We start from the raw sequence: 21,871 nt of genomic DNA, 5'->3' as shown, positions 1-21,871 counted from the left end.
CTGCATTCAATATCATATAATCAGTATACCAGGCTTGCGATGCAACTTCTGATCTTGTCCACAATCATCGAAGGGGCTTCCACCATGGGAAAGTGGCCGGAATCGTAGGTGGCTATCGGAGTTGCGGCAAAGCAAGGCATGGGATCGGGATGGGCCAGACGCGCCACGTAAGGTGAATTCAGCAGCATTTTCGGACAGGTTACCAGCGGCCAGCGATCTTCGGCATTCCAGAAGAACAGGTCGTCCTTAATATCCAGCGCGAAGTCGCCCGGTGCCGCGGCCAGCATGCCCTCCGTAATCCGGGCTCGCATGGCCTCCTCGGTGGTGGGATGAACGATCATATCGACCATGGCCCGCATCCGGCCTGGATAGTCCGCCTGGAAATCCTCGTGCCGACGCCGGATCTCGTCATCCGGCACACGTCCGTAATAGTCCCGGTCGGACAGCGTATCGAGACCGATCACCGCGGCCACTCTCTGCGGTGCGGCAATCGCCGTCTCCGTGGAGATGGGACCGCCCATGGAGTGACCGACCAGGATGGCGCCCGAAATGTCGAGATGATCGAGGACATGCGCGACCGCTGCGCCCATGGCCGCGATTGTCTGGCCGCTTGCAGGCGGCGGTGCAGTGCCACCGAAACCGGGATGTGAAAGTACAAGGACCCGGAAATTGCGGGCCAGTTCGGGCCCGATGATATCCCAGTGATCGGCGCTGCCGCACCAGCCATGGATCAGCACCAGCCAATCTCCTGCGGCGCCGAGCGCACGATAGCCGATCTGGCCGCCGAAAGGTGCGTCCAGCAGATGAAGATCGCTCATCCGCTCAGCCCTTTATCCCGCTGGTGGCCATGCCCTGGGTGAAGTATTTCTGCAGGACCAGGAAGAGCAGGATGAGCGGCACCGTGGCGACCGTCGCTCCGGCAAATGTCTCACCCCAGTTCGGCAGCTGGGTCGGCGAACCCTGCTGGGCGATCGCCACCTGGATGATCTGTCGCGCCGGATCCTGGACGATGACCAGAGGCCACAGGAAGCTGTTCCAACAGAACAGGAATGTGATGAGCCCAAGCGTCACCATCGGTACCTTGACGTTCGGCAGGACGATGGAAAAGAAGATGCGCACATGTCCGGCACCGTCGATGCGCGCCGCATCCTCCAACTCGGTCGGCAGTTCCTCGAAGGCCTGTTTCAGCAGGAAAAGGCCGAAGGGGCTGGCGATCCAGGGGATCATGATCCCGACCAGCGTGTTGGAAAGGCCGAGCCCGGAAACCACCTGGTAGAGGGGCACCATCATCGCCTCGATCGGCAACAGGAAAGTCAGGAGGATCAGCATGAAGACGATGTGGGCGCCGGGAAACTTGATGCGGGTCAGGGCATAGGCGGCCATCGAGCAGAGAAGCAGGGTGAACGCGACCTGCCCGATCGCGACGATCGCGGTGTTCAGCAAGGCCCTCAGAATATTCGTGCGCTCGAACAGCGACACGTAGTTCTCGATCGTCGCGCCGACCGGCACGAATGCGCGCCAGGAAAGGGGCGTGACGTCGCCGAACACGGTGAACTGGTTCTTCAAGGACGAAGCTACGACCCAGGCATAGGGTGCCAGAAAACAGGCGATGATCAGCAGGATGATCACCAGGGTGAGGGCGGTGCGGCGGATGCGGGTCGTTCTCATGTCAGTAGTTCCAACGGGATCGCAGGAGTGCCATCTGGACCATCGAGATGGCGAGGACGACGAGCAGCAGGACGACGGAAAGCGCCGAGGCATAACCGGCCTGCTGCATAATGAAGGCGGTATTGTAGATGTGGTAGACGATCAGGTTCGTTGCTTCCTGCGGCCCGCCCTGGGTCATCAAGAATGCCGGTGCGAAGGTCTGCAGCGAAAAGACCGTCATGATCACCACCACGAACAGCGTGGTGCGCGATAGGAGCGGTATCGTGATGTTCCACAGCACTTGCCATCGGGTGGCGCCATCGATGCGAGCCGCCTCGCCGAGTTCGGAAGGCACGCCCTGAAGGCCTGCGAGAAAGAGAATAGTGCCGAACCCGACCTGCTGCCACAGCGTCATGGCGATCAGCGACGGTAACGCCTGGGTGGTGCTGGTCAGAAATGGTTGCCGCGTGATGCCGACGATATCCAGCGCGCCGTTGATCAACCCGTTCGACGGATCGAGCAGGAAGGACCACATGGTCGCGGTCACCACCGAGGAGGTGACGACCGGCAGCATGATCATGGTGCGGACCAGGCCGCGCGCCGGCAGTTTCGAATTGAGGAAGAGTGCGAGCGCAAAAGCGATCGGGATGACGAACGCAACCACACCGAACGCGAAGAGGAAGGTGATGCCGAAGCTCCTGCCGGCGTCATCGTATTCGATCATGTCGGCGAAGTTGCGCAGGCCGACAAATTTCTCCGCTGCCGGGTTGAGCAGCGAATAGTCGTAGAAGCTGTTTCGCGCCATCACCAGCAGCGGAACGTACTGGAAGATCAGCAGCAGCAGCATGAAAGGCGCGAGAAAGCCGACAGCGACCAGACGCTCCTGCTTTTGCCGCCGGGTGGCGGCCTTGCGTGGCCGGGTCTTTGCACCCGCCGAAACGGTAAGGATCTGTTCGCCTGTCGACATTCTCGCGTCCATTGTCATTATCGGTCGAGGATACGCTGAACCTTCTTTTCAGCGTCCGCCATCAGTTCTGCCGGATCGCCGCCGAAGGCAACGCCGCGAAGAGCCTCGCTGACGATCTTGTCATACTGGGCGAATTTCGGGCCCGGCGGGCGTGGCTGGCCCCAGGACTGCAGCTGATCGACGAACACCTTCATCGGATATTTGTTGTAGACGTCGAAGCGGGAGAACAGGCTCTTCAATGTCGGCAGATTGCCGCGCTGGCTGACGTTCATATAGGCATATTCGCCCCATGACATATCGACCACGAACTTTGCGGCGATCTCGGGATGCTTGGAGCGGGCGGTCGCACCGAACGTGGTCGAGCCCGTATGCACGACCGGCGTCTTGAAATACGGCAGCGGCGTGATACCCCATTCGATCTTCGGATCCTTGATCAGCGCGTTGCCGGCGGCCGGAGTGTCGATGTAGAAGCAGGCCTTGGCATCGAAGAAGGCATTCGGAATGCCGACCTTCGGCGCAACGCCTTCGGCATTGAACATCGACTGGTAGAATTTCAGCGCTTCGACGGCTTCCGGCGTATTGAGATAGCCTTCAGCCGTCTTGCCGTCCGGCGCGAACGCCCAAAAGGTCTTGTAGGCGCTGCTGGTCGGGGCTGCCTTCGGGTCGCCGGCGGAGCGCTGGTAGGTCAGGTCCTGATAGACGAGACCCGGCTGCCCGTTGCCGAAGCGGGTCGGGCCGAGGCCCCAGACCGTGGCGGCACCTGCCGGACCCTGTTGGCACTTCTTGAAGGCTTCGAGCGCCTGGGGCCATGTCCATGCCTCTGCAAGCGTCTGCGGCGGCTTCACGCCTGCGGCTTCGACCAGCTTCTTGTTGTAGTACATGGCAACGGTGGTCTGCTCGATGCCTGGCGAATAGACCTCGCCATTGTAGCTGTGCTCGGCCTTGGTGGCCGGCAGGATGTCGGCATCCCAGCCCTTCGGCAGGTATTTGGTGATCGGCAGCAGGATGCCGGCAGCCGCGTAGGACTGGGTGTTCGGGCCGTCATAAACGATGATATCAGGCGGATTGGAGCTGGCTGCCTGAACCGAAATCGTGTCCGCGAGTTGCGGGAACGGGACTTCGTTGATTTCGAACTTGACGCAAGGATTGTCCTTCTGCCAGGCTTCCATCGGCTTGGGATAGGGGTAGTTGCCAGGCGTTCGCAGGATGCGCAACGTCACGGTTTCGCCGGTGCAGGTAGGCGTGCTTTGCGCGTTGGCGCCGGTCGCACCCAACGCCGTGGCGCCGAGCAGACTGGCAAAAACGATAGAATAGATCTTCATCAGCCGTTCTCCTTCTGGTGTTTTATCGGACAGCGTCTTTCAGATGGCGCCGCCGGTATCGGGGTCGAAAAGCGACATGCGGTCTTGGGCGATGCGGAGCGGCTGCTGACCTCCTTCGGGGAGCGCGTGCTGCGGCGCAAGCATGGCTGCGCAGGGCACGCCGGCAAGGGTGAAGTGAACCAGCGTGGTGGGTCCGAGCAGTTCGGCCATATCGACGGGAACCGAAAGATCCGGCTCGCCGTCACCGGCCAGGAAGTGTTCCGGCCTCAGACCCACTTCGACCGTCTTGCCCACATACGGAAGGAGAGCATCGCGCCGGTCGGCTGGCGACGGTAGGGTGGTATTATTGAGTTTCAGCACCGGCGCCCCGCCGTCCAGGGCAACCTGCGCCGGGAGGAAGTTCATCGAGGGGCTACCGATGAACCCGGCCACGAAGCGGGTGGCGGGACGTTCATAGAGTTCCTGCGGCGTGCCCTGCTGCTCGATCTTGCCGTTGTTCAGCACCACGACGCGATCGGCGAGCGTCATCGCCTCGACCTGGTCGTGAGTCACGTAAACGGTTGTCGCCTTCAGGCGCTTGTGCAGTCGGCGGATTTCCGTGCGCATCTGTCCGCGCAGCTTGGCGTCCAGATTGGAAAGCGGTTCGTCGAATAGGAAGACTGCCGGATCGCGAACCATGGCGCGCCCCATGGCAACACGCTGCCGCTGGCCGCCGGAAAGCTGCTTCGGCCGCCGGTTCAACAGTGCGGAGATCTCCAGCACCTTGGCGGCTTCCTCGACCTTGCGGCGAATTTCCGCCTTGTCCACTTTGGCGAGTCGCAGGCCGAAACTCATGTTCTGGGCGACGGTCATATGCGGATAGAGCGCGTAGTTCTGGAAAACCATGGCGATATCGCGCTCGCGCGGATCGAGCTCGTCAACCCGGCGCTCGCCAATCCAGATCTCGCCGCTGCTGACCTCTTCCAGGCCGGCAATCATGCGCAGCGTCGTGGACTTGCCGCAGCCCGAGGGGCCGACAAGTACCACGAATTCACCGCTGCGAATGTGCAGGTCAAGTCCATCGATCGTGGTTGCCGAAGCGCTCTCGTAGGTCTTGCCCACCTTTTTAAGCTGAACGTCTGCCATGCCGGCTGTAAGGCCTTTCCATTGAAAATTTCCGAGACCGCTGATCCCGCTAGCCAGACATTAGGGATGGAAAATGTATTCGTGCAAGAGATAAATGTATACGTCATCGATTTTTTTGGCCAACCGCTTTTTATGCTCATTTTTTTGGCTGAATTCTCAAGATTGTTGCTTATATATGGAGCAAATTGGGGTAATGGCGGCAATTGTTTAGTTTATCCGGCGGAAACTTCCAAATTCCTTTAAAAATTTCTATGGACAGGCCACGGAAATGTCGTATGCAAAAAAGACAAATATGTATTCATCATAGGAGACGTAGGGTGGAACTCAATCTTGCGGGCAAAACGGCCCTCATCACCGGAGCATCACAGGGCATTGGCTACGCGATCGCCAAGGTCCTGGCCGCTGAAGGATGCCACCTCCACTTGGCCGCTCGCAATGGCGCAGCCATGCAGGACCTCAAGAAGGAACTCGCCCAGTACCCGGTCAACGTCACGGTGCACGAGGCGGACCTGGGTACGACCGAAGCCATGGTCGCACTCGACAAGGCCTGTGGCGACTATGATATCCTGATGAACAACGCCGGTGATATCCCGGCCGGTTCGATAGAGGACGTCACCGACGAAGCCATCCGCCGCGGTTTTGATCTCAAGGTCTTCGGCTACATTACCCTTTCCCGCGAATTCTGGAAGCGCCGCAAGGGTCGCGACGGCGTGATCATCAACGTCATCGGCAATTCCGGCGAAAACTGGGATGCGGCCTATTTTGCAGGCTCGACCGGCAACGCAGCCCTGATGAGCTTCACCAAGGCACTCGGTGGCCGCAGTCTCGATCAGGGCATCCGAGTCATCGGCGTCAATCCGGGCCCGGTCGATACCGCGCGCATGCTCAAGATCATGAAGCGCAAGGCGATCGACATGCTCGGTGATGAATCCCGTTGGGAAGAACTCTACGACAAGTATCCGGGCAAGCGTCCGGCCACCGCCGAGGAAGTCGCTGATCTCTGCGCCTTCCTTGCCTCGCCCAAGGCCGGCTATATTACCGGCACGGTCGTCACCATCGACGGTGGTATCGCCGCGCGTGGTTCGGTGATCTGACGATCATGAGCGACGCCCGTATTCGAAACCGCTATTTCGACGACCTGTTCTCCACGCCGGATCTGGCGTGGATGGGGCAGAACACCAACCATATCCCCGCGCATCCCGCCGTGCGCGAGGCCATGATTCGTTCCATCGAGGCCGGTGAATTCAATGCCTACGCACCACCGATGGGCTTCGAGGCGCTTCGCGCCGGGATCGTTGCCGATCTCGGCGTCTTTTCAGCCGAAGCGCTGGTGACCGAAGGCGGCGTCAATGCGCTTGCGATGATCTGCAAGGCGCGCGCCAAGCCCGGCACGACGTTGGTGACGACGGACCCGACCTGGAAATGGCCGTGCATGTTTGCCGAACAGGCCGGTGCCGAGGTCATCCAGATCCCGATCTACGATCCGGAGACCAAATACAAACTGACCCCGGATGCACTGCGGGCTGCCGTCGATGACCGTTGCGCGATCATCTACATCGTCGATCCCAACAATCCGCTCGGCATCCGTTACGACCGCGAGGAAATCGAGGCCTTTGCCGAGATCGCCCGTTCGGTCGGCGCCTTGATGATCCACGACTGCACCTACCGCGATTTCGCCGACGGCCACACGCCTGTTCTGCAGGTCGCGCCGGAAGGCACCGTCGTTTCGCTGAGTTTCTCCAAGTGGCTGGGGCTGGCGGGCATGCGCATCGGCGCGCTTGTCGCATCCCCCGCACTGGTCGACGAGTTTTCATCCGTCTCGACCTCCGTGCTGGGAGCGTCGGTCGTCGCGCAGCGCGCTGCCATGGCCGGACTCTCTGTCAAGACCGAGTGGATGAAGGACGTGCGCTCCATTGACCGTGCGAACAAGGCGATGATCGTCGCTGCTGCCGAAGCCTCCGGCATAACCGTGCCGGTCCAACCATCACATGGCAATTTCCTCGTGCTAGAGACCGCGGCAACCGGCGTCTCCCCGGAAGCGATCGTCGAGGCTGCCCGCCGCGAGGGCGTGATGATCCGCCAAGGGCGCTACCACACAGCGCGTTTCGGCGACCGGTTCATCAAGGTCTCGACCTCGGTACCGAGCGCGTGGGCCGAGCGCTTCTGCGAAGGCTTGCCCGCCTATATCGCGACCGCGCGGACACTGAACGACGTGCCGGCCCTCTTCTAGGGGCCGGTCTAGGAACCAAGCATATTACAGGAGTAGCCGATTCATGTTCGTGACCAGCAAGGATGGCATCAAGCTCTATTACGAAACGGCAGGCGAGACCGGAACGCCGATCCTGTTCATCCACGAGTTCGGCGGCAATTACGACGCCTGGGAACCGCAGATGAACTTTTTTCCCCGGCGCAACCGCTGCATCACCTATGCGGCCCGCGGTTATGCTCCGTCCGATATCCCGGCGGATGTCGAACAGTATTCGCAGGCGCTGGCGGCAGAAGATGCCCTGACCGTGCTCGACGGTCTCGGCATCGAGAAGGCGCATATCGTCGGCCTGTCGATGGGCGGCTTTGCGACACTGCATTTCGGCCTGCGCTTCCCGGAGCGGGCGCTATCGCTGACGGTCGCCGGCGCCGGTTACGGCACGGAGCGCGCCACGGCCGATTATTTCCGCAACACGTCGCTGAAGGTTGCCGATAATTTCGAAAAGGATCCGGTTGGTTTCTCGAAGATCTATTCGCTCGGCGCAAGCCGCGTGCAGTTCCAGAACAAGGACCCGCGCGGCTGGGCAGCTTTCGCGGAGCGGCTGTCGCGGCACTCTGCCGTTGGTGCGGCCAACACCATGCGCGGCGTACAGTGCCGCCGGCCATCTTTCTGGGACCTGGAAGACGAACTGAAGAAGATGATGGTTCCGACCCTGATCATGTCCGGCGACGAGGACGATCATTGCCTCCAGCCGAGCATCTTCCTGAAGAAGACGCTTCCCGCCAGCGGCCTCGCGATCCTGCCGAAGACCGGCCATACGCTCAATCTCGAGGAACCCGCCCTGTTCAACACGCTGGTATCCGATTTTATCGGCCAGGTGGAAGCGGGCGCCTGGAAAGTGCGCGATCCGCGCGCCGATCCGGGACAGGTGATGCGGACGGAATAGCGCAATGACCGGCGTGGCCTCGATATCCCCGGAGCGGCTGTGGTCGCGGCTCATGGAACTCGGCAGAGATGGCGCCCTGCCCGAGAAGGGCGTCAATCGCCAGGCCCTGTCGGCCGAGGAAATTCTTAGCTGGCGCCGCATCATCGCATGGAGCGCCGAGGAAGGCTTGAAACCCTCCACGGACGCGGCCGGAAACCTTTTTCTGACACTCGACGGCAAGTTTCCCCACCTGTCGCCCGTCGTCGCCGGCAGTCATATCGACAGTCAGCCGACGGGCGGTCTTTTTGATGGGGCATTCGGCACGCTGGCGGCGCTCGAAGCCGTAACGGCTATAGCCGAGGCGGGCATGATACCGGAGCGGCCCATCACGGTTGTCGCATGGATGAACGAAGAGGGCAGCCGATTTGCGCCCGGAATGATGGGGTCCGAGCTTTTCGCCGGCAAGCGAACGATGGATGAGGTCATGGCGGTCAAGGACGCCGCCGGCATTTCCGTCGCCGAGGCGCTGGCCGTCGTGCATGCCGCCTTTCCGGATATAGAGTATCGGCCGCTCGGTTTTCCCGTCCACGCCTATATCGAACCGCATATCGAACAGGCGGACGTGCTCGAACGTGCCGGTGCGATAATCGGCGTGGTTTCCGGTATTCAGGGCAAGAAGACCTATGAGGTCATAATATCCGGACGCGAGGCGCATGCCGGCACCGAGCCGATGAAGCGCCGCCAGGACGCGTTGCAGGCGTTCGCGCGCATGGCGTTGCGCATGCAGCAAGATATGGCGGTCGACGACGTGGTGAAATTTACTATCGGCCGGCTGGAAATCCAACCCAACGCACCATCGGTCGTGCCCTCCAGCGCGGTCTTCCGCATCGATCTTCGGCATCCGGACAATGCAGTGCTCGACCGGCTCGGCCTGCGCCTGGAGGCGATCGTTACCGAAGAGGCGCACCCCTGCAGCTTCCGTGTCAAACGCCTGGTCGATGCTCCCTCGAACACGTTCGACGAGGGGCTTAGGGCAGCGATACGCCATTCCGCCGACCGCCACGGCTATTTCGCGCTCGATTTGCTTTCGGCGGCAGGGCATGATGCCCGGCAGATGGCGCCGCTTGCTCCGAGTGCGATGATCTTTATCCCCTGTCGCGCTGGCCTCAGTCATCATCCCGACGAGTGGGCTGAACCGGAACACGTCGCAGCCGGCGCGGCCGTTCTTCTCGATCTGCTCCTGGAGCAGACAGGTCTTTCACAGAAATATGGAGATGCATCATGAGCACCGTCAACGACATGGCCGAAATGGCGGTTCAGCTGCCTCGCAATCCAGCCAATGCTGCCGAGGCGCGGGGCCGCTATTTCAACTCCGGCAATGCCTTCAACATCAAGCTTCCATCGGTGCCGGGCAAGATCTTCACCGATGAACCGACCAGCGCCTTCGCGCTCGAAAAGACCGGTTTCATCAACTGCGATCTGTCCGCGGAAATGCAGTGCCCGTTTCCGGCGACGACCCCGTTGATGCTGGCCCGCTATGCGGTGGTCAAGTCCGGCGAAGTCCTGGATACGACGCTCACCAATACCGCCTCGATCTGGTACGTCATCAAGGGTAAGGCCACTCTCGTCGTAGGTGACGAAAAGGCTGTACTGGGCAAGGCAGATGTCTTCCTTCTTCCCGGCGGTGTGCCCTCTGCCATCACTGCGAGCGAGGACAGCATCTTCTGGCTGGTGGGCAATGATCCGCAGCTGATGTTCGACGCGTCGATGCCGATCATCGGGGACAACGCGGCAGTCAGCTTCGTGCATTACCCGGCAGGCGAGATCAGCCATCAGCTCGACGTGGTCTATGGGACCAACGCCAATGCCAGCACATCCGGCCATGCGCTGATCTTTTCGGCCGAAAAGACGGAAGCAAGCCGCAATATCGCAACGACGATGACCCTGTCGCTGAACACGCTGAAGCCGCGGAGTTTCCAGCCGCCGCACAAGCACAATTCCGCCGCGATCACCCTGGTGGTCAACGGCGATCCGGCTTATTCGATGGTGGCGGATGCCAAATGCGCGTGGTCGCCATGGGCGACGCTGGTGACACCTCCGGCCGCCAAGCATAGCCACCACAATGACGGAGATACCCGCGCCGAATTCCTGATCGTCCAGGACGGCGGTTTCCACTATCATGCCCGCACGATGGGTTTCGAGTTCTACTGATATGCGGCTGATCATAGACACCGATACGGCGGGAGACGACACCTATTCGCTCCTGCTTGCCATGCGCACCCCCGGCTCGACGCTGGAGGCGGTGACTATCTGCGTCGGCAACGTGCCCTTCGACCAGCAGGTTGAAAACGCGCTGGCGACCATCGAGGCGGCCGGTTTCTCCGGAAAGGTGCCGGTCTATCTCGGCGCCCGCCGGCCCATGGTGAAGCCCTGGGAAGCATCCACCATGCACGGCAACGACGGAATGAGCGGCGCTAACCTGCCGATCGCCCGTCAGCGGCCGGAAACAATGCATGCGGTTGATGCCATCATCGAACGGGTGATGGCAGAGCCGGGCCAGATCGATATCCTGGCCCAGGCGCCGCTCACCAATATCGCGCTGGCGGTGATGAAGGAGCCGCGGATCGCCAAGGCGGTGCGCCACCTCTGGATCATGGGCGGCACCGACAACGCGGTCGGCAATATCACGCCCTGCGCCGAATACAATTTCTTCATCGATCCGGAAGCCGCCCGTATCGTCTTCGAGGCGGGTTTCGATATCACGCTGTCCACCTGGACATTGACCATGCGTTCCGGGCTTTTGGAGGGCGACCAGCTGGACGAGATCTTCGCGATGCAGACGCCTCTTTCGGAATTCTACCGGAAGGTTTCTGCGGTGCCGCGCGAGACTGCCGAAGCGCGCTACGGTCGGCCGGTCAGCACCCATCCGGATTCGCTGACCTGCGCCTGCGCTCTCAACCCGGATCTGATCGAATCCTCGCGCGAGGCCGTGGTGCGCATCGAGACGTCGGGTGAAATCACCCGCGGTTTCTCCGCCATCCACCCGCCGAAGCTCGGCACCCGCTGGCCGGAATACAAGATCAACGCCCGTATCATCGAAAAGGCGTCGACAGAAGGCTTTCTCAAGATGATGAAGCAGGCATTCGCGGAAAACTGAAGGCCTGCGGTTTCGGCGGAAGTGATCCCACCGATCCGTTTCGATGTTGCCGCGGGGCTCAGGCCGCCGGCGCCAAGGCGACATCGAGTGCGTCGGCATCGGCCGCCGTGGCATCCGATCGGATGGTGACGATCGGCGGCATGTCCTTGCCGACCTTCCTGAAGCAGGTCGCCATGGCATCCAGCCAGACGCCTTGCTGCGGCAGGTCTTCCACGGCGGCGATCACTACGTCATAGCCGTTCTTGCGGTAATCGATGAGATCGCCTACGGAAACCTCGATCAGCCTTTCGCAGCTTTCCGGTTTTGCCACATGCGGCGGCATCTTCATGATGCCCCAGCCGCGCTCCACCAGCGCATCCATGAAGCCGCTCGGCGGTGCTTGTTGTCTGCCGTAAAGTGCCGAGCCGGGATTGACGACGAAATCGGCGATGACCGCAATGCGGCGGCTTCTCAGGTCTTCCCGGATCACGCTGCGTTCTCCGTGCCTTCGGTCAGAAACTCATCGAGCTCGACCATTGCCTTCTGGAGATCGAAATCCTGCGCATCCATCGCGACGCCCGTCGCGCGCGGGAATGCAAGGCCGCGTTCCTCGAACTCGAACTTCAGCTCTTCCATCCAGATGCCCATGCCGGGTCGGCGGTCGCTTCCGCCGTGGACGGCGCCCTCTGGTCGGCCACCCCAGGATGCCTTGGTGCTGGTGAGACGGACGCCGCTCGACGGACTGCCGTCCAGGCCGACGATGACGACGTCGTAGCCGGCGTCCTGATGCATCATCACGAGATCCACGACGCTTTTTGCCAGGTTGCGGCAGTGGCGCCGGTAACCAGGTGTGTCGTACTGTTCTCGAGATGCCCACCACCGGACGGCACCCATATGGCTCATCTCCGGGCAGGGCAGTTGTTGCAGCTCGAAGCCGTTCTTGACCAGCCGCTCGACCAAGGGAGAAAAAACGCCGGCGCATTTCGCGAACTCACTGACCTTGGCATTCTGGTTCATGAGACAGTGCGCCACATAGGCTACTCGTCTTGGTTCATCCTGCATGATGTGCTTCTCCCGATGTCTTGATCTGCCCGATACGGATAGTCGAAGTCTGCCATGCGGTTGGCTTGACATGTTTGATTGGTCTTCGATGCAATCGCCATGCCACTGTTCCTGCGCCTGACCGTTTCCGGCGAGTTGAACGCTTCGCGGGAAATGCCACCCGCCACAATGCCGCAATAGCGGTCAATCTGCGTCCAAAATATGCGTAATACGTATGCATAATTTTAATTCTTGGATATTTGAGCTGTGATTTGTCTCATGGTAGCGCCTTGACGGCTCAATCTTGGGCGAAAAACCCCTCGATTAGTGGTATTTTTTAGCAAGTAGGAAAGCTGGTGTGTTTGGCACGATGCTTGCTTGCATCCTTAATTGTAATAATTGCATGCAAGGAGATGCCTTCTCGATGACCGACATGTCGATTGCCTGGAGTGAGGACTATGCATGCGGATTGAATCCGGGAGCGCGCGGTCTCGCGGGCCTGTTGAGGCCGGTAAAGACCAAAGCCCTTGCGGCACCAGCCGCGGAACCGGCCTGGACCGTGTCGGGTGACGGGCCGCTCATCGAACTCCGCAAGGTATCCAAGAGCTTTGGCCCTGTCATGGCGCTGGATAACTTGGAGGCAACCATCCTTCCGGGTGAACTGGTGACGGTCGTCGGCCCTTCCGGCTGTGGCAAGAGTACGCTGTTCAACATCCTGGCGGGCCTGGAAGAGCCGGATCCGGGCAATATCCTGCGTTTCCGCGGCAAGAGCTCCGCGGCCTCGGAGCTGCTCGGACAGGTTTCTTTCATGCCGCAAAGGGACCTGCTGCTGCCATGGCGAAACGTCATCGACAACGCCATCCTGGCACTGGAGATCGAAGGCATGCCGCGGGCACAGGCCCGGGCGGAGGCACTGAAGATGCTGCCGGAATTCGGGCTTGCCGGGTTTGAAAAACAATATCCCAATCAGCTTTCGGGCGGCATGCGCCAGCGCGTGGCCCTGATGCGCACTTTTCTCTTCAAGCGTGATCTCATGCTGCTTGATGAACCGTTCGGTGCGCTGGACGCACTGACACGGACGATGATGCAGCGCTGGCTGCTCGACGTTTGGCAGAAACACCGGCGCACAGTGCTCTTCATCACCCACGACGTCGATGAGGCGATTTTCCTCGGCGACCGCGTGCTGGTCATGACGGCCCGGCCGGGCAAAGTGAAACTTGAACAGAAGATCGACCTGCCGCGACCCCGCAAGGCCGACATCGTCACGTCGCCCGAATTCGTCGGGCTGAAGAAGACACTCCTCGATGCCATCGAGGAGGAAAGCATGAAGTCGTTCATGACTTCAGGACATTAGAATAAAAGAGGAACACGATGGCCAGTGAATATGCCGAACGTCCCGCCCACATTTCTGAAGCCGAGTGGAAGGCGCGCGTCGATCTCGCTGCCTGCTATCGCATGGTCGCACGGCTGGGCCTGGATGACCTGATCTACAACCACATTTCCATGCGCGTACCGGGGCATGACGATCAGTTCCTTCTCAACCCCTATGGTTTTCTGTTCGGTGAGATAACCGCCTCCAGCCTCGTGCGTATCGATATCGACGGCAACAAGCTCGACAACACGCCCTATACGATCAACAAGGCCGCTTTCGTCATCCATGGCGCCATCCACAAGGCCGTGCATGATGCAGCCTGCGTTCTCCACACCCATTCCGATGCCAGCACCGCGATCTCCTGCCAAAAGAACGGACTTCTACCACTGACGCAGTTTGCCATGCGCTTCTACCAGCGGCAGGCCTTCCACGATTACGAAGGTGTGGCGATCGACATGGACGAACAGGCCCGCCTCATCGCCGACATGGGCGACAACCGGGTGATGCTGATGCGCAACCATGGCATCATGACGCTCGGTCGCACGCCGGGCGAAGCCTTCATGCTGCTTTATTATTTCGAGCGCGCCGCGCGCATTCAGCTCGATCTGCAGGCTTCCGGTGCCGAGCTTCTGACCCCGCCGCACGAGGTTTGCGAAAAGGCGGCACGTCAGTTCTGGGAGAACAAGGGTGACATCCTGATTGCGGGGGAACGGGAATGGCCCGCGTTCCTTCGCCAGCTCGAACGCGAGGGATCGGATTACCGCCGATAGTCGGGAGGAGAACGACTAACGCAACCATAACCAACCAAGAATCGACAGAGAGGGACCATGCTTAAAAAACGACAGCTTCTGGCGGCGCTTGCCGCAACGTTCATCGGCATTCAGGGCTTGGGCTACGGCGCAACCCCGGCTGCTGCCCAGCAGACAGTGAATGCCAGCCTGCGTCTCAAATGGTTGACCCAGGCTCAGTTCGCCGGCTTCTACGTCGCGCTGGAGAAGGGGTATTACAAGGATGAGGGCATCAACCTCACCATCAACCCCGGCGGCCCCAATCTGTTGACGGAAAACCTGGTGGCGACCGGCGCCGACACGTTCGGCCTTTCGGGCGGCACCGACAGCGTCTTTGCCGCACGCGACAAGGGCCTGCCGATCGTCTGCATCGGGGTTGCGCATCAGGTGACGCCGTTCGTCTTCGTGACCTACAAGGACGGCCCGGTCAAAACCATCCAGGATTTCAAGGGCAAGAAGGTGACCGCTTGGTTCACCGGCGCAAACCACGTGCTCTCGGCCATGTTGGCCAAGGCAGGCATCAAGGCTGGCGAAGTCGATGTCCAGCCGCAGCAGGTCTCGATGACGCCGTTCATCGACAAGCAGGTCGATGTCGCGACCGCAACCCGCTACAATGAACTGCAGATCGTCGCACAACGCGCCGGCATGGATAACCTGCGGATCTTCGTGCCCGAAGATAGCGGTGTTTCCTTCCCGCGAGACACTTTGATCGTGTCGGAACAGACTGCCAAGGAAAAGCCGGAACTGGTCGAGAAATTCTTGCGCGCCAGCATCAAGGGGTGGAAATACGCCCTGACCAACGAAAAAGAAGCGATCGACATCGTCATGAAGGTGGCGCCGACTCTCGACCGCGCCCAGCAGGAAGTGATGCTGTCCGAGATCAAGAAGCTGATGGTCGCCGGCAAGGGCGGCAGTGATGGCCTCTTCGCCATCGACAAAACAGCCGTCGGCTCTGCCAACAGCCTGCTCGCTGAATACAAGGTGATCTCTAAGCCCATCGATCTCGACGCCGCGTTCAACGACAGCTTCCTGTCGAAGATCCCGGTTGCGGAGAAGCGCCTGTGAGCCTCTCGGGCCTGTCCCGTGCATCCCTGTCCGCTGCAAAGGCGGGCAGGTTCGTCCCGATCCTGAAGTCACTGATCTGGATCGCGGCCTTTCTGCTGCTAGTCGAACTGATCGTCGTGGCGCTAGGCATCAGACCTTATTACCTGCCACGACCAAGCGCGATCGCAGCCGCATTCCTTGCCACGCCGCAGGCTTATCTGTTGAGCATGTGGCGCACGCTGCTGGAAACGGTGATCGGCTTCGTCGCCGGCAGCCTTTTTGGCGTTGCCATGGGCGTTCTTTTCCATCGCTGGACCCTGCTCAGGGAGTTGTTCTTTCCACTCTTCGTGGTGTCACAAACCATACCGGTCATCGCCTTCGGCGCCGTCGTCGTCCTGTGGTTCGGCAATACGCTGCTCGCCAAGGCCGTCATCGCCTTCTACATCAGCTTCCTACCAGTGACGGTGAACGCGCTTCTCGGCTTTGCAACGGTCGATCCGCGCCAGGTCGCGCTGATGCGCAGCTTCGGTGCAAAAGAGGGTCAGATCCTGCGGCGTCTCTACCTGCCGGCCGCGCTGCCGCAGATTTTCGTCGCCCTCAAGCTCGCCTCGTCGCTGTCGCTGATCGGAGCGATCGTCGGCGAATGGTTCGGGGATACGACCGGCCTCGGCGTGCTGCTGCTGCAGGCTATGTACAACGAAAACGTCGTCGGAATATGGGTCACCATCGTCGCCTCTGCCTGCCTGGGGATCGGCCTTTACGGCGCGGTCTCCAAAGCGGAAAGGCGGATCGTCTTCTGGGGAGCGGAACAATGAGCCCCGTCACCGCAAGCAGCAACGCGCGCCGCATCAGCCGGGGTTTTGCCGGTGCCTTCCTCCTCGCGGCAATCTGGGAACTGAGCGTCCGCGGTTTTAACCTGCCAGCCTATGTCCTGCCTTCCGTAAGCAGCATTATTACCGGCATGTTCGCCGATGCGGGCAAACTCGCCGACGCCGCCCGCTTCACCGCCGCCGAGGCCCTGACCGGCTATCTACTGGGCTGCGTCATCGGCATTGCGGTTGCCGTCGGGGTCAGCATGGTCCCTCGCACCCGCAGCGCCGTCATGTCGGTTGCGACGGCCATCAACTCGGTGCCGGTCGTCGCCTATTCGCCGCTCGTCCTGCTCTGGTTCGGCATCGGCATGACGTCCAAGATCGTCATGGTCGCCGTCGCCGTCAGCTTCACCGTCTTCCTCAGCACCATCGCGGGGTTGGATCGCATCGATCGTAAATCGATCGATCTGGTCCGCTCGTTCGGGGCAGGGCGGATGGCGGTGCTCTGGCGTTTGCGGCTCCCAACAGCTTTGCCGCTGATCATTGCCGGCATGCGTGTGTCCACCGTCCGCAGCGTCATCGTCGCCATCGTCACCGAAATGCTGGGTGCTTATGGGGGCCTTGGCTGGGTGATCTATCAGGCCGTGCTGCAGATCGATTTCGTGCAGGTCTGGGCGGCCATCATCGTCGCGTCGGCGATCAGCCTCTGCTTCTTTGGCGTGATCAGTTTCATAGAGCAGCGTTACATTTTCTGGAGATGACCATCTTATGACGCGCAGCATTCACTTCGGACTCTTTCTCCTTGGAACCGGCAGCCACGTAGCCGGTTGGCGGGTACCGGGGGCGATGGACAGCTTCCAGGATATCGAGATGGTACGGCGCATTGCCATGGAAGCGGAGCGCGGGCTATTCGATCTGATCTTCATGGGCGACAACCTCAATGCGGATCCGGGCGCCCATCCCTCGTACACGGCGCGGCTCGAGCCGCTGACGCTGCTGGCGGCGATTGCCGGCGCGACGCGCCATATCGGTCTCGGCGCCACGATGTCGACGACCTACAGCGATCCGTTTACGGTCGCCCGCGCATTTGCCTCGCTCGACCATATCAGTGGTGGCCGCGCCGCCTGGAATGCGGTCACCACGGCCAATCCTGCGGCGGCGGCAAATTTCGGAACGATCCATCCGGACCATTCCAAACGTTACGAGATCGCTGAAGAATTCCTGGCCGTGGTTCGCGGTTTGTGGGACTGTTGGGCCGATGACGCGATCCGCGCCGACCGGGAGAGCGGGGTTTATATCGACGCCGCAAAAGTTCGCGCGCTCGATCACGACGGCACCTATTTCAAGGTCAAGGGACCGATCAACATCAGCCGGTCTCCCCAAGGGCAGCCGATCATCTTGCAGGCCGGCGGCTCTGGTCCGGGACAGGAACTCGCGGCCAAGTCCGCCGATGTCGTCTTCTCCGTCACCCAGGATCTCGATGAGGCGCGCGCCTTCTATGCCTCAGTCAAAGGACTTCTTCCGAAATATGGTCGCACCGCGGATTCCATGGTCGTCTTGCCGGGCGTGATGCCGATCGTTGGGCGCACCGATCGTGAGGCCCACGACAAGCTCGCGGAGTTGCAGGGGTACATCAGCGAGACCAACGGGCTTTCGATTCTGAGCGACCGCTTCGGTGTGGACATGAGCCAATTCGATCTCGATGGACCGATCCCCGATATCGGCCCCTCAGACAACTATCATGCCTTTGCGCGGGTCATGCTGGACAAGGCAAAGCGGGAAAACATGCGCCTGCGGGACCTCTACAATCTGGTCGCTGCGGCACGCGGCCACTGGGTTCTCTGCGGCACGCCGGACTATGTGGCGGATACGCTGGAGACGTGGTTCACGACGGGTGCGGCGGATGGCTTCAACATCATGCCGTCCCATTTCCTGGGCGGATTGACGGATTTCGTCGATATGGTCGTACCGATCCTGCAGCAGCGTGGACTCTACCGCACGGAATACGAGGGCACGACGCTGCGCGACCGCTTGGGTCTGGCAAGGCCGGTGCGTGTCGAGCGGGCGTAGCGTAGGAACACCTCGCCGGCCGCCGTCAGTCCCACTCCTTGCTGCAACCGGTTGAGCAACGGCACACCCACTTCCGCCTCCAGTTGCTGGATCTGCCGGCTGACCGCTCAGATGGACGTCGCGTCGGCGACGGGAAGGAAATAGCGAGGGGAGGCCTGCTGGATCATCGCTGGGGTCGGGTTCCCTCAGTTGTGTCCCAGCATCGTTGTTTTGCACGCTGCCGGCCTTGGTATCTGCCGCTCCACCTATCGCAGGAATCGGGTGCTGCGTGCCACCCGCAGCCACCTGACGGATGCGACTTCGACTTATCGCGCAGCGGCCGCATGTCGAGGTGGTGCAGGCAGGTGGGGGGCGAGATCATCATTTGCAAGGTCGAGGAGTTCTTGCCGAAAGATTTCAACGAGGTCGAGTCGGGCCGGCGTCTGAAAATGGTGAGCTTGCACGGCAAGCGAAAGTTCGGTGGTGAGCGGGCGGTCGTAGGTGATGGGAATGAATACCAGTTCGCCCGCCCGTACCTCGCGACGTACAGAAAGCGAGCCGATGACCGCCACGTGATTACCTTGCGACATCAGCGCCTTCATGATCATCGTGGAATTGGTGGTGACGATTTCCTTTGGACGCAGCGGTAGACGATCGAAGGCTTCCTCCAGCGCCTGTCGTAGAACGAAGGACGAGTGCGGCAGTATGAGTTCATACGCCGCCAATTCATCCAGGCAGACGCTCTTTCGCTGGGCAAGCGCATGATCCAGGCGAACCGCTACGCCGGCTTGCGAAGGCAGCACAAGCGCGACGTCGAATTCCTTGCGGCTCTTCAGATTGAAGCAAATCGCAAGATCCAGGGTTCCGGCCGTGAGTTCTTCAGCGAGCTTTGCCGTCCCGCCGACCAAAACGTCCAGTGTCACGCGTCGATCGGTTTCGTTGAGCCGCTTGAAGATCCGGGGCATGAGATCGTCAGCAAGTGAATCGATAATGCCGACCCTTGCGTGCCCTCTTCGAAGGCCCTGTAATTCCTGGACCTGAATATCGCCCTGTTCCTGCTCGCGCCGCCAACGGCGGATGTTGCTGACAAGAACTTCGCCGGCAGGCGTAAGCCGCATGCCTCTTGGCAAGCGTTCGAAAAGCCGCACGCCGTATTGCGCCTCGAGGCCGAGAATGTGCCGATTAACGGCGGACGGCGAGGTGTTGAGCTTGTCCGCTGCACCGCGGATCGATCCGACACGGGCGACCTCATCCAGGAGTAGTGCTGCACGCGAGATCAATAGCATCGCCATTCTCCATTCGACATAGTGAAGCAAGAAGCATGCCATGCAGGTGGCCTTTTCCGCCCGCCAATCCTGCGCTCTGGCCCCAAAGGCAACGACGGAAGCACCGAAAACAGGCACGCCCCGCGAGGTCATGCCTAAAAATTTGTCACCGAGCTTGTGGAGTGCGTCGGCCATCGGGTCGTAGCCAAATCATCAACGCACCGTGCCGCTTATTGCGCTTGTCGTGTTTTGGATATTACGGCAGTTCTTGCCGGGATTGCATGCATGGTGACGTGAGGAGAATTCAGTGGCCAGAAAAGATCTCAGGCGCATTCTTTCGGATACCGCTCTCGCAAAGCTCGCTCCTGATCTGGTGCTGGCAAATGCCCGGATCGTCAACACCGTCACGCGGGAAATCGTCGCGGCCGATATCGCCATCAAGAGCGGCAGGATTGCCGCAATCGCTGAACCTGGCGAGGGTGGCTGGCTGGACTGCCCGGTCGAGGACCTGGGCGGCCGGTATGTGTCCCCCGGATTCATCGATCCGCATGTGCATGTCGAAGCGTCGATGATTACCGTGCGCGAATATTCCCGCGCCGCCGTCTCGCACGGAGTGACGATGGTCGCAGCAGACCCTCACGAGATCGGAAATGTGCTCGGATTGCCGGGCATGCGGCTAATGTTCGACGAAGCTGCAACCGTGCCCATGAAGCTGCTCCTGCGTGTTCCCGCCCGCATCCCGGCAATGCCTGATTGGCTGGAGACTTCCGGCGCCAAGATCTCGATCGCCGACACCGAGTCCATGATGGACTGGCCCGAGGCTGTGTGCCTGGCAGGCGACATCAATCCCAATCTGATCATTCGTCAGGACGACGAACAATTCGAAAAGATCGACATCACCATTGATCGCGGCATGACGGTCTCGGGACAGTCCCCGGGTCTGAGAGGCGCAAAGCTCAATGCCTTCATCGCGGGTGGTCCGGAGGACAACCATGTCGCCGGCAACATTGCCGAGGTGATGGAGAATGTCCGCAGCGGCATGCGCTCGGTCCTTGCCTGGCGACCGAAACATCGTCTCGACCGCGAACAGTTCCGGGAACTCAGCAGTCTCATTCGCGAAAAGAATCTCGACACCCGTTATTTCCAGTTCTGCACGGACGATGTCTATCCGCACGAATTCGTCGACGACGGGCATATCGATTGCCGGATCCGGATGCTGATCGAGGAAGGCATGGATCCGATCACTGCATTCCAGATCGGCACGCTAAATGTCGCGGAAGGGCTGCGGATCGACCGCGATTACGGAAGTGTGACGCCTGGCAAATGCGCCGACCTGATCATCCTGTCCGACCTGGAAAAAGTTGCGGTCGACGCAGTGATGATCGATGGCAAGTTCGTTTTCCGGGATGGGATCTACGATGCCCCGGATCGTGGCTTCCGCTACCCGGAATGGGCGCTGAACACGATGCGGGTCGGCGGCGAAGTGACGGCCGAGGACCTCAAGCTGCGCGTGCCGCACAACGCACCAAAGACGAAAGTCTGGGCGATCATGACCACCAGCCCGAAATCGGCGCAGGAATTTGTGCTCGACACGGAGAGCGGGTTTGTGATGCCCGATGCCGATCAGGGTATTTCCGCGGTCGCCGTCATCGATCGCCATCGCGAGACGCGTCACATCGGCCGCGGGTTCATGGGTGGCGTCCATGTCAAATACGGGGCGATCGCCTGCACCGTCAGCCACGATGCGCACAATCTGATGGTGGTGGGCGCCAATCACGACGACATGGCGCAAGCGGCCAACGAGGTGATCCGCCGTGGCGGCGGCTACGCGCTGGTCAAGGACGGCAAGCTGATCTTCGAACTCGCCCTGCCGGTCGCCGGGCTGATGTCGGAAGAGCCGCTGGAGGCGGTCGCCGACAAGACCCGCAAGCTCGAGCGCATTCTGATCGACGAACTGGGCTGCCCGCCGATTCCCCGCGTACTCCTGAAGCTCAACGGCTTCAGCCTGGCCAACATTCCGAACTTTGGCTTTACGGATTTCGGCCTCATAGACGCACAGGAAATGGCGATCCGGGACACGGTCATCGAACCTATCGGACGTTTTGAATTGGAAGCCGAAGACCATGATGGCTGCGCGCACTGAAGCATATAAGCCTTTGGCCTGGAAATATT

At 60.6% G+C, this 21,871-nt stretch carries 21 protein-coding genes and 1 pseudogene; 13 read left to right on the top strand and 9 right to left on the bottom strand.

What is annotated here, in order from left to right:
- Positions 1–20: 20 nt before the first annotated feature.
- Genes PMI07_RS33595 through ugpC form a run of 5 tightly spaced genes read right to left on the bottom strand, consistent with a single transcriptional unit; the run spans position 21 to position 5,061 of the window.
- Positions 21–818, bottom strand: a complete 798-nt coding sequence (locus PMI07_RS33595; RefSeq protein ID WP_007756277.1) for an alpha/beta hydrolase — start codon at positions 816–818, stop codon at positions 21–23.
- A gap of 4 nt (positions 819–822) precedes the next feature.
- On the bottom strand, positions 823–1,668 hold the full coding sequence (locus tag PMI07_RS14440) for a carbohydrate ABC transporter permease (RefSeq protein WP_007756279.1): 846 nt from the start codon (positions 1,666–1,668) through the stop codon (positions 823–825).
- Between the two features lies 1 nt (position 1,669).
- The gene (locus PMI07_RS14435; RefSeq protein WP_007756282.1) at positions 1,670–2,614 is read right to left on the bottom strand and encodes a sugar ABC transporter permease; all 945 of its coding nucleotides are present in this window, start codon (positions 2,612–2,614) and stop codon (positions 1,670–1,672) included.
- 17 nt (positions 2,615–2,631) lie between these two features.
- On the bottom strand, positions 2,632–3,936 hold the full coding sequence (locus PMI07_RS14430; RefSeq protein WP_007756286.1) for an extracellular solute-binding protein: 1,305 nt from the start codon (positions 3,934–3,936) through the stop codon (positions 2,632–2,634).
- A 39-nt stretch (positions 3,937–3,975) separates the two neighbouring features.
- Positions 3,976–5,061: a sn-glycerol-3-phosphate ABC transporter ATP-binding protein UgpC gene (gene ugpC, locus PMI07_RS14425; protein ID WP_007756288.1), complete on the bottom strand. Its 1,086-nt coding sequence runs from the start codon at positions 5,059–5,061 to the stop codon at positions 3,976–3,978.
- A gap of 317 nt (positions 5,062–5,378) precedes the next feature.
- On the opposite strand from ugpC, the gene PMI07_RS14420 reads away from it, so the two are divergent.
- The 6 genes from PMI07_RS14420 to PMI07_RS14395 are packed head-to-tail and all read left to right on the top strand — an operon-like array spanning position 5,379 to position 11,349.
- The gene (locus PMI07_RS14420) at positions 5,379–6,155 is read left to right on the top strand and encodes an SDR family oxidoreductase (RefSeq protein WP_007756289.1); all 777 of its coding nucleotides are present in this window, start codon (positions 5,379–5,381) and stop codon (positions 6,153–6,155) included.
- A gap of 5 nt (positions 6,156–6,160) precedes the next feature.
- On the top strand, positions 6,161–7,291 hold the full coding sequence (locus tag PMI07_RS14415) for a pyridoxal phosphate-dependent aminotransferase (RefSeq protein ID WP_007756291.1): 1,131 nt from the start codon (positions 6,161–6,163) through the stop codon (positions 7,289–7,291).
- Positions 7,292–7,334: 43 nt separating this feature from the next.
- Complete coding sequence (locus PMI07_RS14410; protein ID WP_007756292.1) at positions 7,335–8,213, top strand: alpha/beta hydrolase; 879 nt, start codon at positions 7,335–7,337, stop codon at positions 8,211–8,213.
- 4 nt (positions 8,214–8,217) lie between these two features.
- Positions 8,218–9,477 carry a hydantoinase/carbamoylase family amidase gene (locus tag PMI07_RS14405; RefSeq protein ID WP_024163815.1) on the top strand — a complete coding sequence of 420 codons (1,260 nt, stop codon included), beginning with the start codon at positions 8,218–8,220 and terminating at the stop codon, positions 9,475–9,477.
- Positions 9,474–10,403, top strand: coding sequence for a hypothetical protein (locus PMI07_RS14400; RefSeq protein ID WP_024163814.1), 930 nt, complete (start codon positions 9,474–9,476; stop codon positions 10,401–10,403). Before PMI07_RS14405 ends, PMI07_RS14400 begins: the two co-directional genes overlap by 4 nt.
- A gap of 1 nt (position 10,404) precedes the next feature.
- Positions 10,405–11,349 carry a nucleoside hydrolase gene (locus PMI07_RS14395; RefSeq protein WP_007764255.1) on the top strand — a complete coding sequence of 315 codons (945 nt, stop codon included), beginning with the start codon at positions 10,405–10,407 and terminating at the stop codon, positions 11,347–11,349.
- A gap of 58 nt (positions 11,350–11,407) precedes the next feature.
- Here PMI07_RS14395 and PMI07_RS14390 read toward each other — a convergent pair whose 3' ends face one another.
- Positions 11,408–11,818, bottom strand: a complete 411-nt coding sequence (locus PMI07_RS14390; RefSeq protein WP_024163813.1) for a hypothetical protein — start codon at positions 11,816–11,818, stop codon at positions 11,408–11,410.
- Entirely contained in the window at positions 11,815–12,390 is a 576-nt protein-coding gene (locus tag PMI07_RS14385; protein WP_007756845.1) for a hypothetical protein, read from the bottom strand. The genes PMI07_RS14390 and PMI07_RS14385 overlap by 4 nt, the downstream gene beginning before the upstream one ends.
- A 403-nt stretch (positions 12,391–12,793) precedes the next feature.
- On the opposite strand from PMI07_RS14385, the gene PMI07_RS14380 reads away from it, so the two are divergent.
- The 6 genes from PMI07_RS14380 to PMI07_RS14355 are packed head-to-tail and all read left to right on the top strand — an operon-like array spanning position 12,794 to position 18,455.
- The gene (locus PMI07_RS14380) at positions 12,794–13,723 is read left to right on the top strand and encodes an ABC transporter ATP-binding protein (protein WP_007756847.1); all 930 of its coding nucleotides are present in this window, start codon (positions 12,794–12,796) and stop codon (positions 13,721–13,723) included.
- A 17-nt stretch (positions 13,724–13,740) separates the two neighbouring features.
- The gene (locus tag PMI07_RS14375; protein WP_007756851.1) at positions 13,741–14,511 is read left to right on the top strand and encodes a class II aldolase/adducin family protein; all 771 of its coding nucleotides are present in this window, start codon (positions 13,741–13,743) and stop codon (positions 14,509–14,511) included.
- A gap of 57 nt (positions 14,512–14,568) precedes the next feature.
- Positions 14,569–15,594 (top strand): ABC transporter substrate-binding protein, encoded by a 1,026-nt coding sequence (locus PMI07_RS14370; RefSeq protein WP_007756852.1) that lies wholly within the window; start codon positions 14,569–14,571, stop codon positions 15,592–15,594.
- Positions 15,591–16,388, top strand: a complete 798-nt coding sequence (locus tag PMI07_RS14365; protein ID WP_007756854.1) for an ABC transporter permease — start codon at positions 15,591–15,593, stop codon at positions 16,386–16,388. Before PMI07_RS14370 ends, PMI07_RS14365 begins: the two co-directional genes overlap by 4 nt.
- Positions 16,385–17,146, top strand: coding sequence for an ABC transporter permease (locus PMI07_RS14360; protein WP_007756855.1), 762 nt, complete (start codon positions 16,385–16,387; stop codon positions 17,144–17,146). The genes PMI07_RS14365 and PMI07_RS14360 overlap by 4 nt, the downstream gene beginning before the upstream one ends.
- Positions 17,147–17,153: 7 nt before the next feature.
- A complete protein-coding gene (locus tag PMI07_RS14355; RefSeq protein ID WP_024163812.1) occupies positions 17,154–18,455 on the top strand; it encodes an LLM class flavin-dependent oxidoreductase in 1,302 nt (433 codons plus the stop codon).
- On the opposite strand, the pseudogene PMI07_RS35970 reads toward PMI07_RS14355, so the two are convergent.
- Both PMI07_RS35970 and PMI07_RS14350 read right to left on the bottom strand, forming a co-directional pair.
- Positions 18,377–18,550: pseudogene (locus PMI07_RS35970) on the bottom strand (LysR family transcriptional regulator); the annotation flags it as partial. The gene PMI07_RS14355 and the pseudogene PMI07_RS35970 sit on opposite strands and share 79 nt — an antisense overlap.
- Positions 18,551–18,760: 210 nt before the next feature.
- Positions 18,761–19,894, bottom strand: a complete 1,134-nt coding sequence (locus PMI07_RS14350) for a LysR family transcriptional regulator (protein ID WP_007767399.1) — start codon at positions 19,892–19,894, stop codon at positions 18,761–18,763.
- Positions 19,895–20,006: 112 nt separating this feature from the next.
- Here PMI07_RS14350 and PMI07_RS14345 point away from each other — a divergent pair, with 112 nt between their 5' ends.
- Entirely contained in the window at positions 20,007–21,842 is a 1,836-nt protein-coding gene (locus PMI07_RS14345) for an adenine deaminase C-terminal domain-containing protein (protein WP_024163811.1), read from the top strand.
- Positions 21,843–21,871 lie beyond the last annotated feature (29 nt).

It is taken from the genome of Rhizobium sp. CF080 (genome assembly GCF_000282095.2).
In the GTDB taxonomy this organism is placed as follows: Bacteria; Pseudomonadota; Alphaproteobacteria; order Rhizobiales; family Rhizobiaceae; genus Neorhizobium.
Note: the sequence above shows the minus strand (reverse complement) of the source record. Positions and strands in the feature narration are given on the sequence as shown.